Here is a 14,263-nt window from a genome sequence, read left to right on the forward strand (position 1 = left end):
GGAGCCATCGCATCATGGTGAGTCAATTCCGTCATTCCATCACGCACGCGCTGCATCGCGGCGAGGCGTGGATTTTTCGTAATCCCAAAATTGTCCTGTCGCTGGTTCTTGCCGTCACCGTGCTGTTCGGCATGGCCTTGCCCAAGCTGCGCGTGTTTACCGATTTTTCCGACCTGCTGCCGCAGAACCATGCCTACATCAAGGTGTACAACCGGCTGAAGGAGAATTTCGGCGGCGCGAACATGATCATCATGTCGGTCGAAGTCGAGCAGGGCACCATCTTCAACGACGAAACGCTGAAGCTGATCCACCAGGCGACCCAGGGGATCGACAACTTGCCGGGCGTCAATCACAACCTGGTCAGCAGCCTGACCCATCGCACGGCGCGCAAGGTCTTTCTCGACGATCAGGGCGGCTTCGCTTCCGAGTCCTACTACGATCCGTTGAAGCCGCGCCATACGGTCGCCGAACTGGAGCAACTGAAGAAGGATGTGGTCGCCAATCCGACCATCTACGGCCTGCTCGTCTCGCCGGACATGAAGGCGGCGCTGATCAAGGCGCAGCTCAACGAAGGCGACATCGACTATCCGACAACCTTTGCGGCCTTGCAGGAAGTGCGTGCGCAACTGGCGACGCCGGGGCACAAATTTCATATCACCGGCTCGCCGGTGCTGACCGGCTGGGTCTATACCTACCTGCATCAGATCGTCGAGATTCTCGCCTATACGCTGATTCTCCTGGCGACGCTGCTGATCGTGTACTTCCGGCGTTTGTACGGCATTGCGCTGCCCTTGCTCGGCATCGCGCTGTCGTCGATCTGGGGCCTCGGCTTCATGGCCCTGGCCGGCATCAACCTGGAACCGCTGTCGCTGCCGATTCCCTTCCTGATCGCAGCGCGGGCGACTTCGCACGGGGTGCAACTGGTCGTCCGCTACTACGAGGAGCTGGCGATCGTCCGCGATGGCCCGAAAGCGGCAAGAAACGCGCTGGATGCCCTGTTCCGTCCCGGGTCGCTGGCCATCATCGTCGATGCGGTGGGGATCGCGGTCCTGGTGCTCGGTGCCGCACCGTTCAACCACAAACTGGGTATCGCGGCCGGGTTCTGGGGATTCTCGGTGATCTTCACGGTGCATTTCATGGTGCCGCTGGCGCTGACCATCCTGCCGGCACCCAAGCGTCACGAGAACGGTAACGAGGGCGTGCGCAATTTCCTGGCCCGGGCCATGGCGCTGACCGGCGGTACCGACGGTGGTGCGCGCTCGATCCTGATCCTGACGCTGGTCGGTGCGATCGGCGCCAGCTATCTGGTGACCAAGGTTCAACTCGGGGAATCGGAACCGGGATCGCCGCTGCTGCATCGCGATCACGATTACAACGTGTCGACGACGGCGATCAACACGCGTTTTCCGGGTTCGGAAGAATTGCATGTCGTGGCGCGTACCGATGAAAAGGGCGGGATCAAGCGTCCCGAGGTGATGGCGGCGATCGAGCGCTTCCAGGCGCACATGCTGTCCGATCCGCAACTGGGCGGAACCAAGGCCATCCCGGGGGTCGTACGCGTGGTCAACAAGCTGATCCACAACGACGATCCGCGCTGGATGCAGTTGCCCGATGCGCAGGACGAAATCGGCGGCCTGATGTTCACCTACATGGCCTCCAGTCCGATTCCGGGTGCCCTCAAGGAGTTCGTGACGCCCGACGAGGATGAGGCGGACATGGTCTTCTACTACAAGGATCATCGGGCTGAAACGATCAACCGCATCGTTGCGCTGGCCGAGGAGGGCATCCGCAAGATCGAGGCCGAAGTCCCCGGCCTGCATATCGAACTCGGCGGCGGCATCATCGGCGTCACGGCGGCTGGCAACCAGGCCTTGCACACCGATCACATGATCATCATCCCGGCCGTGATGATCCTGGCCTTCCTGATCGTCATGGTCTATTACAGCTCCTTGCACGCCGGCTGGCTGATGGTCCTGCCGATGCTGTTCTCGACCTTGATGACCTATGCCTTCATGGCCGCCCTCGATATCGGCATCAACGTCAACACCGTGCCGGTGATCGCCGTCGGCGTCGGCGTCGGCATCGATTACGCGGTCTATTTCATGGATCGCATCCGCGAGGAGTTCGCGGCCCTGGGCGATATCAAGAAGGCGGTGATCAATGCCGTGGCGACGACCGGCTACGCAGTCAGCTTCACGGCGGCGACGCTGATCGCCGGCGTCGTCATGTGGATTTTCCTGTCCGATCTGCGCTTCCAGTCGGACGCCGCCGTACTGCTCTCCTTCATGTTGATCGTCAACGCGATCGCGGCGGTGCTGATCGTGCCTTCGTGGTGCGTGGTGTTCCGGCCGAAGTTCGTGACCGCGATTCACTACGACGAGGACGGCATCCTGGAAAACGACGAATAACACCCGGTCGACCGGGGAAATTGGCAAAAAACCTGTTCAACAGCCATTGGAGGGCTATTCATGGAGACAAAAGGAAACGGGGCGCACCGGGCGAAGCTGCTGACCGCATCGCTGGCTGCATTCGCCGGGACGGCGCTGGCCAGCGAGCTGCCGGCGCTGGGCGAGGATGAGTCGCCCTGGCAAGTCGATGTGACCTACGAGAATCACTCGGTCAGGCGGGAACATACCGGTCTCGCCAAATTCCGCAACACGCTGCAAGCCGAAGTGGACAAGCGGCTGGCTTCCGGCTGGCGCGTGCACGGCATCCTGCGCGGCAGCTGGGACGGTGTTTACCGGATGAACAGCGGCGAATACGGCAAAAAGGCGGGCGGTTCGATCGACATGCAGAGCACGACGCCGGGCGGCTATGTCACGAGCCCCTGGGGAACGGGGCCGGTCAATTACACGCTGGTTTCCGGCCTCGGCTATCCGGGGGCCGCCGGCAACGCCTTCGTCGACAACTACGGTCCGAACAATCCGAACGAAGGGCTGCGCGTGCTGGGTGATCGCTGGCACGACATCAACGGCGGGGTCGCCTTTGCGGTACCGGTTCGTCCCTGCGATTACGACAGCCGCGGCTGCCGCGATTTCGGTGGGTACGGGGACAAGAAGCTGTCGGAGCTGGAGGCGCCTGAATTCAACGAGCGTCTGGATTTCATCCGGGAACTCTATGCCACCAAAACCTACGATCTTGCCGATGGCAAGAGCCTGTTCCTCAAACTCGGCCGCCAGCAGGTGGTCTGGGGCCGTACCGACCTGTTCCGCGTACTCGATGTGATCAACCCGGTCGACTATTCGCGCAACAACATTTACGACGAGCTCTCCGACATCCGCATTCCGATGTGGATGATTCAGGCCGAGTACCGGATGGGGGCCAGCGAAACGATGCAGGATCGCAACCTGCAGTTCATCTGGAACATCGACAAGTTCCGGGCGAACAACCTTGGTCAGTGCGGCACGCCGAACACGATCCTGGATGCCGGCTGTTTCTTCCGCGGTATGGCCAACCTGTGGGACAACGGCGGCACGGTGTCCAACTTTGCCAACGTTGCGCCCGGCACCTTGCTGGCGACCAACTTCGGGCCCGGACAGATCGGCCTGAAGGACGTCCACTTGCCGGAGTGGAGTCTGAAGAACACGCAATTCGGGGTGAAGTACGAGGGGGTCACGATGAACGGCCTGTCCTTCTCGCTGAATGCGCTGACCTATCGTTCGCAACTGCCGTCGCTGCATGGCGGCAAGCGGGCGACCAACTCGTTTACCGGTGCCTACCAGAGTGCCTGGCCTTACCTGATCTCGTTCGACATGCATTTTCCGCGCGTCAACCTGATCGGCGGCTCGATGGACTTCCAGGTGCCGGCCGCCGGCGCCGCCGTGCGTGTGGAAGCGGCGTTTACCGACGGCGAGGAGTTTGCCAACACGGCGCGTCCCGAACTGTATTCGGAAAACAACGTGTTCCGTTCGGTGATCGGTGTGGACCGGCCGACCTTCATCCCCTTCATCAGCGAAACCTCGGCCACGTTGATCTCCGGTCAACTCTTCTATCAGCACATTTTCAATCACGAGTGGAAAAAGGGCGACCTGGGACCGGTCGGCATGCCCGACTGGAAGGACAGCGTGATCGGCACCTTGCTGATCAAGGCGTTCCTGAGGAATGGCACGGTCAGCCCGCAGTTCATCGTCGCCCACGATTTCATGGCACGGGCGACGGCACTGGCACCGCAGGTCGAGTGGAACATCAGCAACGATCTGAAACTGACCATCGGCGCCAACTACAAGGTTGCCGACGGACGCAGTCGCTGGGAGTTCGACGATTGCCGCTCGTGCAACCCGTTTGCCCCTTTCACCGCACCGAATGGCGATGCCAATCCGATGGTCGCCTATTCCCGCGGCCTGGCCGGCATGGAGCCGCAGGGACGTTTCCGGGCCGGCCCGATCGGTGCCGCGTTCAAGGAAAACGATCTGTTCCTGAAGTTGAACTACAAGTTCTGACCCACACCTGAGGAGACAACACATGAAAAAACGATCTTTCGCACTGCTTTCGCTGTTTGCCGTCGGCGCCGCAGGGACGGCCCTGGCTGCCACCGAGGCCGATGTCGAAAATTCCTTCAATCCCTACAAGGCCGGCATGCCGAGCTTTGCCGGGCTGAGTGCCGGCACCGTCATCAACAAGGGCAATGTCGACAAATTCAAGGATGTCCTCGGTGCCGGTGTGTACAAACTGATCAAGGACGGGGCGTTCGAGATGAAGGTGGGGCCGACGACCCAGTTCTCGATCTCCAAGGCCTATGTCGAAGCCACGCGCAGCAACCTGAACAAGACCAAGCTGGGCGACAAGCCGGGCGACATGATCAGCGGCTACGTGGCCGGCCGGCCCTTCCCCGAGGAGCCGGACGCCAAGGATCCGCGGGCCGGCGAGAAGCTGGCCTGGAACTACAAGTACGGCGTGAACTGGGGGGACGGCGCAATCATTTCGCCGTTCTACTGGAAGTACAAGAACATGCAGAGCGGGCAGGTGGAAAAGACCATCAAGTGGGATTTCCACTTCCTCAACTTCATGCACCGGACGAAGGACGCACCGGTCCCGGAAATCACGCCGAACCCGTCCGGCATCTTCCGCGCCATCTACGTCAAGGCGCACGAACCGCAGGATCTGAAGAACACGCAACTGCTGATCCAGCGTTTCGAGGATGATGCCAAGCTCGACGATGCCTATCTCTACCTCGGCTTCCAGCGGCGCGTGCGGCGGCTGGCGCAAGGCCAGGTCACCGATGCCTTCCTCGGCTCCGATCTGATGATCGAGGACTTCGAAGGCTATAACGGCCGCGTTTCCGACATGAAGTGGACCTACAAGGGCACCCGCAACGTGATGTTGCCGATGTGGAATCATGATGAACTGAAACTGGCCAGCGACATGCCGGCCGAGGCCGACGGCTACAAGTACGTCGATTTCGGCGGCCAGGGCGGTTGTTTTGCCGAGGGTAGCTGGCAGTTGCGCAAGGTCTATGTGCTCGAAGCGGTACCGGTGAACGCCAATCATCCGGTCAGCAAGCGGGTGTTCTACATGGATGCCCAGTTGCAGAACCTGAACGGCGCCAACGAAATCTACGATCGCAAGGGTGAATTGTGGAAGGTGTTTATGGTCGGCAAGTCGCACGCCGATCATCATCTGCCGGTCAACAAGGGGGCCGGCATCGGCATCGACGATGCCTTCTCGATGGTCGACCTGCAGTCCAAGCACTGCACGACTGGACAGTTCAAGGGGCAGGTCGATCCGAAGAAGAATCCGCCGCGGCTCTTCCAGGTGCAGAACCTGCGCGGCGGCGACTGATCTCTTTCTCTCAACACCCTTGGCGGGGTGTCTCTGCGGGATGGCGGCCGTTATCCGAACCGGCCAGCCATCTTTTTACGGGGGCCTGGCGCCCCCTTTTTTTGTGGTTTTTTTTATCGTTTGCTGCGGTCGACCGCAGCCATCCGGGAAAATCCGCTCAGCCTTTTCCGGCCTCGCGTACATCGCCCAGACGGGCGACGACCCGGTGTGCCGCTTCATTCAACTCGGGCAACAGCAGGTCGGCGGAGTCGCTCAGGCCGTTGTTGCTGAGATCGATGATTTCGTTGGCCAGCGCGTGAAAGTGGCGGTCGGCGGCGAGCAGGGCGGCGAGCAGGCTGTTGCTGCCTTCGGCCACCGCCGGTGCCAGGCAGCTTTCGAGCGTGCAGGCGCGATGCTCGGATAGCGGCATGTCGACGTATTCGCCGCCGGCAAAGGCGTTCAGGAACTGCCGCCGCCAGTGATTGTGCAACCGGATTGCGCCGTCGATATCGATCTGCGCCATGGACCATTCTCCCATCTGTGACTTGCCGCTCGTCGGCGGTTCTCCTTACGAGCCCGCATTATGCCGCAGCGGCGTCGGCAGACAGAAGTCCGGCGCGTTTTTTTCGTTCAGCCGAGTTGTTCCGCCTGCAATGCGCGGCGGCGCCAGCAGGCCGGGGTGGACAGGGCGGCAAGGTCGGGGCCGCGCTGGGCGAAGATCGCATGGGCCCGGGCCAGGCGCTTCTGTTCTTCCTCGGAGACACCGGCCAGCCGGTCGAACCATTTCTGCAGTTGCTTCATCGTGATGCTCCTTGCGAAATACTGGATAAGAAAACAGTATCTGCAGAATACACGAACAACTGGTGTTATGTACAGTATTTGTTTATTTGCCTTTCGGGCCGAACAGACGGTCGGTCAGCCTGACATACCAGGCCGCCGACTGCACCTGGATCACGTAGGCCAGCGTGATGACCAGTGCGGCGTCCGAACCGCCGCTGCCGAAGGCGTTCATGGCCAGCGCCAGGGCGATCGACAGGTTGCGCATCACCGTGCCGTAGACCAGCGCGATGGCGTCGCCGCGCGGCAGCAGGCTGCGCGCTAGCAGCGTGCTGAGCGCGTAGTTGATGCCGTAGAGCAGCAGCAGGGGCACGGCGACGACCAGCAGTTCCTGCGGCTGGGCGGCCAGCTGCTGCGCCTTCAGGGCCATCGCGACGAAAACGATGCCGAGTACGCCGAGCGTCGAGAACGGCGGGAAACGCGGTCCCCATTCCTTCTGGAAGGCCGCTTGGCCATGCTTGCGCACCAGCCAGGTCTGCGTCGCGTGGCCGGCGAGCATCGGCAGGAAGACGATGATGACGATCTGCAGGAAGACCGCCATCAGGTCTACCGGCACGCTGGCGCCCATCAGCCATTGCACGTAGAAGGGCGTCGCCAGCGAGCCGAGGATCAGGCCGAGAACAGTCATCTTGACCGCTGCGCCGAGGTTGCCGCCGGCAAAGCCGGTCCACGAAATGGTCATGCCCGAGGTCGGCAGCAGCGCGGCGAGCAGCAGGCCGATCGCGTAGTACGGACGTTCCGGAAACAGCCACAGGCCGAGGCCGTAGGCGACGAAGGGAATGATCAGGAAGTTGATCGCCTGGGCCAGTCCTTGCGCCTTGACGTCGCCGCCTTCGAGCAGCTTGGCGAGTTTCAGCGTGACCATCATCGGATAGACCATCAGGAAGGTCAGCGGCACGATCAGCGATTTCATCCAGCCGACCGGCGCCAGCAGACCGGTGACAAAGCCGAGCACCATCACCGACGGAATGGCGATGACGAGGTTCTTCGAAAGCAGCGAGAGCAATTTGAGCATGACGGTTTACCGGTCGCGCAAGGCCAGCGTCCAGCTTTCCATGGCCTGGTTGGCGGGCTGCATCGGTGCTTCCATGAAACTGACAACGAACTTTTCGGCATATTCGGCAATACCGATCGAGCGGGGACGGACGGCCAGCATCTGCGGCGTCGGGATGGCGAAGCCGAAGCAGAAGATGATGTCCACCGCAGCGAGTATCCCCGGTGCGATGTCGCCGCCGATCCTCGTTGTATGCGCGTGGTGGTCGAATACACCGATGAATTGCACCCTGGGGTTTTCAGCGATGCGTTCCTGGTAGTAAGCGATCAGCGCTGCCATCGAGGAGCGGGTGGTTTCATCTTTGCGGAGTTCCGTGACGAAGATCGGATACTTTTCCTGCAACAGGGTCTGTTTCATGAGCCTCTTTCAGTGGGAATGGTGATGGGATGGATTGGTCGATGCGATGGGAATGCCGGCGAGCAGGCGGTCGACCGCAGTGTCCGGATCGACGATGTCGGTAACGATGGGGCGGATCTTGCGGTCGACCAGCTGGCTGTGGAGTTTTTCACCGAGGCTGGCGGTGATCAGCAGATCGATGCCGGCCAGCACGGCGGGGAATTCGCCATGGCTGGCATGGAAGGTCGCTTCGATCGGCAGTTCGATCAGGCGCTTGGCGACCACTTGTCGGCCTTCGGTGTCGTAGATCAGGAAATTCCGGCATTTGCCGGCATGGGCCGTGATGGTCCGGCGATTCTGGGAGGTGACGGCGATGCGCATTTTCTTTCAGGCGAGTAAAGGCTGTCCGATCGCGTGCAGCCGCCAGACGGCGAGCGCCAGCGCGAACAGGCAGGCGGGGGTGGAAAACAGTCGCGCCGGCAAGGGATGACGCGGCAGGAAACCGACGCCGCGCACGAAGCCGGCGCTCATCGCCCAGCAAACGAGCAGTGCGGCAGGGTGGTCGGCACGGCCGGCGGCATCGGTTGCCAGCGCGGGCAGCACGGTCAGTGCCGCCAGGATGGCGAGGGCGATCGATAGCGGCAGCCAGGCGATGCCGGGCGAGTCGCGATGCGTTTCAGCGTTCATCGGGGCGGGGAAGGGCGCGTTCTTCCTCGAAATCGCCCCACAGCGTGTTGAGAATGGCGAGCAGCACGGCGAAGCCGATGCCGAGTACCCAGGCGAAATACCACATGATGTTTTCCTTTCAGGTCTTGTCGAATTCGTCGCTGCCGATGATCAGGCGGGTGTTCGTCAGATACTGGTGCGGCGGGATTTCCAGGTTGGTCGGGGCCGGTTTGTTCTTGAACACGCGGCCGGCGAAGTCGAAGGTCGAGCCGTGGCACGGGCAGAGAAAGCCGCCCGGCCAATCGGCGCCGAGCGCCGGGTCGCCGGGGGTGAAGGCGTTCGACGGCGAGCAGCCGAGGTGGGTGCAGATGCCCACGGCGACCAGCATTTCCGGCACCCGCGAGCGGGTTGCGTTGGCGGCGTAGGCGGGCTGCTGCGAGGCGACGGTCGAGCCGGGGTCGGCCAGCATCGGTTCGGCCTTTTGCAGCGCGGCGAGCATGGCCGGCGTGCGGTTGAGGATCCATACCGGCTTGCCGCGCCATTCGACGACCATCATCTCGCCCGGCGCCAGCTTGCCGATGTCGACTTCGACCGGCGCCCCGGCGGCGAGCGCGCGCTCGGAGGGCATCAGGCTGGAAACGAAGGGCACGATGGCGGTCAGCGCCAGCGCGCCGCCGGCACCGGCCGTGGCCATCATCCATTGGCGGCGGGCCGGGCTGTCGCAGACGGTGAAGGACTCACCGGAACACAGGCATTCGGACATGGCGTTCTCCCTTAGTAGGCGGCGTGGTCGTTCTCGCGGATGTAGGCGGCGGTGACCTTGCCGGCCATCACCTTGTAGGCCCAGCCGGTGTAGGCAATGATCAGCGGCATGAAGATCAGCGTCACCCAGAGCATGATGTTCAGCGTCAGCTGGCTGGAGACGCTGTCCCAGACAGTGAGGCCGGAGCGCAGGTCGGTCGACGAGGGCATCACGAAGGGGAACAGCGAGGCGCCGGCGGTGCCGATGACGCCGACGATGGCCAGCGACGAGGCGACGAAGGCGGCCAGCGTGGCGCGATTGACCGCCAGCAGCATGGCCGCCAGCGTGCCGGCGTAGGCCAGCGCCGGCAGCAGCAGCGTCGCCGGGTATTTGTCGTAGTTGGCCAGCCAGGCGCCGGGTTGGCGGATGACTTCCTTGTCGAGCGGATTGGGCAGGGCTGCAGGGTCGACCGTCGACACGATGGCAAAACCGTCGATGCCCTGCCACAGCCAGATGCCGGCCGCCGAGAAGGCGAGCAGCAGCAGGCTGCCGAAGATCAGCATGGCCGTCTGCGTGCGCCGCTGGACGGCGCCTTCGGTGCGGTGCATCAGGTAGATCGCGCCGTGGAAGGTGATCATCGCCGTCGACACGACGCCGCAGAGCAGGGCGAAGGGATTGAGCAGGGCCCAGAAGCTGCCGGTGTAGTAGGGCATCAGGTTGTCGGCGAAATGGAAGGGCACGCCCTGGAACAGGTTGCCGAAGGCGACGCCGAAGATCAGCGGCGGCACGGCGCCGCCGACGAACAGGCCCCAGTCCCAGGTCTGGCGCCAGGTCGGGTTGTTGATCTTGCTCCGGTAGTCGAAGCCGACCGGGCGGAAGAACAGTGCCCAGAGCACGGCCAGCATCGCCCAGTAGAAACCGGAGAAAGCGGTCGCGTAGACCAGCGGCCAGGCGGCGAAGATGGCGCCGCCGCCGGTGATGAACCAGACCTGGTTGCCGTCCCAGTGCGGGCCGACGGTGTTGATGACGATGCGCCGTTCGACGTCGTCCTTGCCGACGAAGGGCAGCAGCGTGCCGACGCCCATGTCGTGGCCGTCCATGATGGCGAAGCCGACCAGCAGGACGCCGACCAGCAGCCACCAGATGAGTTTCAGCGTGGGGTAATCGAAAAGCATGGTTGTTCCTCAGGCGTGAGCGTATTCGTTGTCATAGCGGCCGGTACCCAGGCTGCCCGGACCCTGCTTGGCGAAGCGCACCATCAGGTACATCTCGACCACCAGCAGCAGCGTGTAGAAACCGACGAAGCCGGCGAGCGAGCCGTAGAGGCTGCCGACCGACAGCGTCGATACCGACATGTGGGTCGGCAGCACGCCGTAGATGGTCCAGGGCTGGCGGCCGTATTCGGCGACGAACCAGCCGAGCTCGCAGGACAGCCAGGGCACCGGCAGCATCCACAGCGAGGCGCGCAGCAGCCACGGCTGGTCGGCGAAATTGCCCTTGATCGAGGACCACAGCGCGGCACCGAACAGCGCCAGCATCAGGAAGCCGAAGCCGACCATCAGGCGGAAGGTCCAGAACAGCGGGGCGACGCGCGGGATGGTGTCAGCTACGGCTTTGTCGATCATCTCTGGCGTCGCCTGGCTGACGTCGACGACGTACTTCTTCAGCAACAGGCCGAAGCCGAGGTCGCCGACGTGCTGTTCGAACAAGGCCTTGGTCTCGGCGTCTGCCGGGTTCTTGCGCAGCTTTTCCAGGGCGCCGACGGCGATCTGGCCGGACAGGATGCGTTCGCGGTTCTTCTCGCGGATTTCCTTGATCCCGGGAATCTGCTTGTCGAGCGAGCGGGTGCCGATGATGCCCATGACCCAGGGAATCTCGATGGCGAAATCGTTCTTCATTTCGGCTTCGTTGGGAATCGCGATCAGGTTGAAGCCGGCCGGTGCCGGTTCAGTTTCCCACATCGCTTCCATTGCCGCGAGCTTGGTCTGCTGCGCTTCACCGACGGTGTAGCCGGATTCGTCGCCGAGCACGATGACCGAGCAGATCGAGGTGAAGCCGAAGGCGGCGGCGATGCGGAAGCTCTTCTTGGCGAACTCGACGTCGCGCCCGCGCAGCAGGTAGAAGGCCGAGATCGACAGCACGAACATGGCGCCGGTGACGTAGCCGGCCGACACGGTATGGACGAACTTGGCCTGGGCGTCCGGGTTGAACAGCACGGCCCAGAAATCGACCATTTCCATGCGCATGGTCACGTAGCTGAATTCAGCGCCGACCGGATTCTGCATCCAGCCGTTGGCGATCAGGATCCACAGCGCCGACAGGTTGGTGCCGACGGCCATGAGGATGGTCACCAGTAGATGCTGCTTGCGCGACAGGCGGTCCCAGCCGAAGAAGAACAGGCCGATGAAGGTCGATTCGAGGAAGAAGGCCATCAGGCCTTCGATCGCCAGCGGCGCGCCGAAGATGTCGCCGACGTAGTGGGAGTAGTAGGCCCAGTTGGTGCCGAACTGGAACTCCATGGTGATGCCGGTGGTCACGCCGAGCGCGAAATTGATGCCGAACAGCTTGCCCCAGAAGCGGGTCATGTCCTTATATATGGTCTTGCCGGTCATCACGTAGGCGGACTCCATGATCACCAGGATCCAGGTCATGCCGATGGTCAATGGCACGAACAGGAAGTGGTACATCGCGGTGATCGCGAACTGTAGCCGGGACAGGTCGACGAGTTGCTCACTGAGCATTGCTTTCTCCTTGGCGTGGGGCGGCCGATGGATCTTGCGCGACATGACGGGCGACGGCGGCAGCATCCACCGGAACCCTGACGTCGCGGACGAAGCTCCACCAGATCATGGCGAGCAAGGTCAGCTTGAGGATGACGAGAATGACGAGTTCGCGGCGCAGGCGTCGGTCACGGGAATCCATGGCAGGCTCCAGATTGAATAACAGCTATGGCTTATCAATAGGCGTGCCAGTTGCCGATCGGGTTGTGTGCCGTTTCAAGGTATTGATTCAAAGGGAGTGAGGAAAATTTCGGCTGGCGGTTGCCACGGTCAACTGTCGGTTGTGGCAATAAATGTCCGTCAAAAATGGCGAAAATGACCTGTCGACCGCAGGGGCTGGCAGGCAGGGGGTGTGAATCGCCTTTGGCTATCGGAATGATTTGATGAATTGATTGGTTCAATCGGCTCCGGCTTTTTAAGATGCCAGCTGTCAATCCAATCGCACGCCAATCAATCAGGGAGCTCATGTCATGCTGGATACGCAAGTCAAGGAACAACTCAAGGCCTACCTCGAACGTCTGCAACGCCCGATCGAACTGGTAGCAGCGCTGGGCGACGATGCCGGGTCGCAGGAAATGCGGGCGCTGCTCGACGATATCGTCGCTTGCTCGGCCAAGGTTAGCCTGCGCGAGGAAGCCGACGCCCGGGTGCCGTCCTTCGGCATCGCGGTGCCCGGCGAAGCCGCCCGCATCCGCTTCGCTGGCCTGCCGATGGGCCATGAATTCACCTCGCTGGTACTCGCCCTGCTGCAGACCGGCGGCCATCCGCCCAAGGTCGATGCGGCGGTGATCGAGCAGATCAAGGGCCTGCCGGGCCCGCTCAAATTCGAGACCTTCATCTCGCTGTCCTGCCACAACTGCCCGGACGTCGTGCAGGCGCTGAACCTGATCGCCGTGCTCAACCCGAACGTGACCAGCACGATGATCGACGGCGCGCTGTTCCAGGCCGAAGTCGAGCAGCGTCAGATCATGGCCGTGCCGACGGTCTACCTGAACGATGCCGAGTTCGACCAGGGCCGGATGACGATCGAGGAAATCCTCGCCAAGGTCGATACCGGCGCCGCGGCGCGGGCGGCCGAGCAAATCGCCGGCAAGGAGGCGTTCGACGTGCTGGTCGTCGGCGGCGGCCCGGCCGGCGCGGCAGCGGCCGTCTATGCCGCGCGCAAGGGCATCCGCACCGGCGTCGTCGCCGAGCGTTTCGGCGGCCAGGTGATGGACACGCTGGGCATCGAGAACTTCATCTCGGTCAAGGAAACCGAAGGGCCGAAGCTGGCCATGGCGCTGGAAGAGCACGTCAAGGCCTACGACGTCGACATCATGAACCTGCAGCGTGCGGCAAAGCTGGTGCCGGCGGCCGAGCCGGGCGGGCTGATCGAGGTGCAGCTGGACAGCGGCGCATCGCTCAAGTCGAAGTCGGTGATCGTCGCCACCGGCGCCCGCTGGCGCGAGATGGGCGTGCCGGGCGAGAAGGAATACAAGGCCAAGGGCGTCTGTTTCTGCCCGCACTGCGACGGCCCGCTGTTCAAGGGCAAGCGGGTGGCGGTGATCGGTGGCGGCAACTCCGGCGTCGAAGCGGCGATCGACCTGGCCGGCATCGTCGCCCACGTGACGCTGCTCGAATTCGGCGACACGCTGCGCGCCGACGCGGTGCTGCAGAAGAAGCTGACCAGCCTGCCGAACGTGACGGTGATCAAGTCGGCGCAGACCACCGAAGTGACCGGCGACGGCCAGAAGGTGAACGGCCTGACCTACACCGACCGGACGAGCGGCGAGAGCCGGCACGTCGAGCTCGAAGGCATCTTCGTGCAGATCGGCTTGCTGCCGGCGACCGACTGGCTCAAGGGCACGGTAGACCTCAGCCGCTTCGGCGAAATCGAGATCGACGCCAGGGGCCAGACCAATGTGCCCGGCGTGTTCGCCGCCGGCGACTGCACGACGGTGCCGTACAAGCAGATCATCATCGCCATGGGCGCCGGCGCCACCGCTTCGCTCAGCGCTTTCGATCATTTGATCCGCAGCGGCCAGTAAGCGCCGATGCCGCTTCCCCGTCCGCCCGGCAAGGCGGATGGGGAAGTTTTCGTTTACGCTGCAA

General features: G+C 62.7%; 16 protein-coding genes. 4 read left to right on the forward strand and 12 right to left on the reverse strand.

The window, feature by feature from the left end:
- Positions 1–14 precede the first annotated feature (14 nt).
- Genes L0962_RS11335 through L0962_RS11345 form a run of 3 tightly spaced genes read left to right on the forward strand, consistent with a single transcriptional unit; the run spans position 15 to position 5,778 of the window.
- On the forward strand, positions 15–2,408 hold the full coding sequence (locus L0962_RS11335) for an RND family transporter (protein WP_234086544.1): 2,394 nt from the start codon (positions 15–17) through the stop codon (positions 2,406–2,408).
- Between the two features lie 60 nt (positions 2,409–2,468).
- The gene (locus L0962_RS11340; RefSeq protein ID WP_234086545.1) at positions 2,469–4,439 is read left to right on the forward strand and encodes a DUF1302 family protein; all 1,971 of its coding nucleotides are present in this window, start codon (positions 2,469–2,471) and stop codon (positions 4,437–4,439) included.
- Between the two features lie 22 nt (positions 4,440–4,461).
- On the forward strand, positions 4,462–5,778 hold the full coding sequence (locus tag L0962_RS11345; RefSeq protein ID WP_234086546.1) for a DUF1329 domain-containing protein: 1,317 nt from the start codon (positions 4,462–4,464) through the stop codon (positions 5,776–5,778).
- A gap of 157 nt (positions 5,779–5,935) precedes the next feature.
- Here the strand turns inward: L0962_RS11345 and L0962_RS11350 are convergent, their stop codons facing one another.
- From L0962_RS11350 to L0962_RS11405, 12 genes are all read right to left on the reverse strand, one after another.
- A complete protein-coding gene (locus L0962_RS11350) occupies positions 5,936–6,280 on the reverse strand; it encodes a hypothetical protein (RefSeq protein WP_234086547.1) in 345 nt (114 codons plus the stop codon).
- Between the two features lie 107 nt (positions 6,281–6,387).
- Positions 6,388–6,558 carry a hypothetical protein gene (locus L0962_RS11355; RefSeq protein WP_234086548.1) on the reverse strand — a complete coding sequence of 57 codons (171 nt, stop codon included), beginning with the start codon at positions 6,556–6,558 and terminating at the stop codon, positions 6,388–6,390.
- Between the two features lie 82 nt (positions 6,559–6,640).
- Positions 6,641–7,609 carry an arsenic resistance protein gene (locus L0962_RS11360; RefSeq protein WP_234086549.1) on the reverse strand — a complete coding sequence of 323 codons (969 nt, stop codon included), beginning with the start codon at positions 7,607–7,609 and terminating at the stop codon, positions 6,641–6,643.
- A gap of 6 nt (positions 7,610–7,615) precedes the next feature.
- On the reverse strand, positions 7,616–8,005 hold the full coding sequence (locus L0962_RS11365) for a DUF6858 family protein (RefSeq protein ID WP_234086550.1): 390 nt from the start codon (positions 8,003–8,005) through the stop codon (positions 7,616–7,618).
- Between the two features lie 9 nt (positions 8,006–8,014).
- Positions 8,015–8,365 carry a NifB/NifX family molybdenum-iron cluster-binding protein gene (locus tag L0962_RS11370; RefSeq protein ID WP_234086551.1) on the reverse strand — a complete coding sequence of 117 codons (351 nt, stop codon included), beginning with the start codon at positions 8,363–8,365 and terminating at the stop codon, positions 8,015–8,017.
- Between the two features lie 6 nt (positions 8,366–8,371).
- A complete protein-coding gene (locus tag L0962_RS11375) occupies positions 8,372–8,671 on the reverse strand; it encodes a cyd operon YbgE family protein (RefSeq protein WP_234086552.1) in 300 nt (99 codons plus the stop codon).
- Positions 8,661–8,777 carry a cytochrome bd-I oxidase subunit CydX gene (gene cydX, locus L0962_RS11380; RefSeq protein ID WP_234086553.1) on the reverse strand — a complete coding sequence of 39 codons (117 nt, stop codon included), beginning with the start codon at positions 8,775–8,777 and terminating at the stop codon, positions 8,661–8,663. Before cydX ends, L0962_RS11375 begins: the two co-directional genes overlap by 11 nt.
- Positions 8,778–8,789: 12 nt before the next feature.
- The gene (gene petA / locus L0962_RS11385) at positions 8,790–9,413 is read right to left on the reverse strand and encodes a ubiquinol-cytochrome c reductase iron-sulfur subunit (protein ID WP_234086554.1); all 624 of its coding nucleotides are present in this window, start codon (positions 9,411–9,413) and stop codon (positions 8,790–8,792) included.
- 11 nt (positions 9,414–9,424) lie between these two features.
- The gene (cydB, locus tag L0962_RS11390) at positions 9,425–10,567 is read right to left on the reverse strand and encodes a cytochrome d ubiquinol oxidase subunit II (protein ID WP_234086555.1); all 1,143 of its coding nucleotides are present in this window, start codon (positions 10,565–10,567) and stop codon (positions 9,425–9,427) included.
- A 9-nt stretch (positions 10,568–10,576) separates the two neighbouring features.
- Positions 10,577–12,133, reverse strand: a complete 1,557-nt coding sequence (locus L0962_RS11395; RefSeq protein WP_234086556.1) for a cytochrome ubiquinol oxidase subunit I — start codon at positions 12,131–12,133, stop codon at positions 10,577–10,579.
- Positions 12,123–12,314, reverse strand: a complete 192-nt coding sequence (gene cydP / locus L0962_RS11400; protein WP_234086557.1) for a cytochrome oxidase putative small subunit CydP — start codon at positions 12,312–12,314, stop codon at positions 12,123–12,125. The genes L0962_RS11395 and cydP overlap by 11 nt, the downstream gene beginning before the upstream one ends.
- Before the next feature lie 34 nt (positions 12,315–12,348).
- Positions 12,349–12,639 (reverse strand): hypothetical protein, encoded by a 291-nt coding sequence (locus L0962_RS11405; protein WP_234086558.1) that lies wholly within the window; start codon positions 12,637–12,639, stop codon positions 12,349–12,351.
- Positions 12,640–12,642: 3 nt separating this feature from the next.
- Between L0962_RS11405 and ahpF the strand changes: the two genes are divergently transcribed.
- Complete coding sequence (gene ahpF / locus L0962_RS11410) at positions 12,643–14,199, forward strand: alkyl hydroperoxide reductase subunit F (RefSeq protein ID WP_234086559.1); 1,557 nt, start codon at positions 12,643–12,645, stop codon at positions 14,197–14,199.
- Positions 14,200–14,263 lie beyond the last annotated feature (64 nt).

Origin of the sequence: Azonexus sp. R2A61 (assembly GCF_021401135.1) — a bacterium.
GTDB lineage: Bacteria > Pseudomonadota > Gammaproteobacteria > Burkholderiales > Rhodocyclaceae > Azonexus.

Coding starts and splice junctions, on each gene's coding strand:
- L0962_RS11335 (WP_234086544.1), top strand. CDS start 15: ATGGTGAGTCAATTCCGTCATTCCATCACGCACGCGCTGCATCGCGGC.
- L0962_RS11340 (WP_234086545.1), top strand. CDS start 2,469: ATGGAGACAAAAGGAAACGGGGCGCACCGGGCGAAGCTGCTGACCGCA.
- L0962_RS11345 (WP_234086546.1), top strand. CDS start 4,462: ATGAAAAAACGATCTTTCGCACTGCTTTCGCTGTTTGCCGTCGGCGCC.
- L0962_RS11350 (WP_234086547.1), bottom strand. CDS start 6,280: ATGGCGCAGATCGATATCGACGGCGCAATCCGGTTGCACAATCACTGG.
- L0962_RS11355 (WP_234086548.1), bottom strand. CDS start 6,558: ATGAAGCAACTGCAGAAATGGTTCGACCGGCTGGCCGGTGTCTCCGAG.
- L0962_RS11360 (WP_234086549.1), bottom strand. CDS start 7,609: ATGCTCAAATTGCTCTCGCTGCTTTCGAAGAACCTCGTCATCGCCATT.
- L0962_RS11365 (WP_234086550.1), bottom strand. CDS start 8,005: ATGAAACAGACCCTGTTGCAGGAAAAGTATCCGATCTTCGTCACGGAA.
- L0962_RS11370 (WP_234086551.1), bottom strand. CDS start 8,365: ATGCGCATCGCCGTCACCTCCCAGAATCGCCGGACCATCACGGCCCAT.
- L0962_RS11375 (WP_234086552.1), bottom strand. CDS start 8,671: ATGAACGCTGAAACGCATCGCGACTCGCCCGGCATCGCCTGGCTGCCG.
- cydX (WP_234086553.1), bottom strand. CDS start 8,777: ATGTGGTATTTCGCCTGGGTACTCGGCATCGGCTTCGCCGTGCTGCTC.
- petA (WP_234086554.1), bottom strand. CDS start 9,413: ATGTCCGAATGCCTGTGTTCCGGTGAGTCCTTCACCGTCTGCGACAGC.
- cydB (WP_234086555.1), bottom strand. CDS start 10,567: ATGCTTTTCGATTACCCCACGCTGAAACTCATCTGGTGGCTGCTGGTC.
- L0962_RS11395 (WP_234086556.1), bottom strand. CDS start 12,133: ATGCTCAGTGAGCAACTCGTCGACCTGTCCCGGCTACAGTTCGCGATC.
- cydP (WP_234086557.1), bottom strand. CDS start 12,314: ATGGATTCCCGTGACCGACGCCTGCGCCGCGAACTCGTCATTCTCGTC.
- L0962_RS11405 (WP_234086558.1), bottom strand. CDS start 12,639: ATGAGCTCCCTGATTGATTGGCGTGCGATTGGATTGACAGCTGGCATC.
- ahpF (WP_234086559.1), top strand. CDS start 12,643: ATGCTGGATACGCAAGTCAAGGAACAACTCAAGGCCTACCTCGAACGT.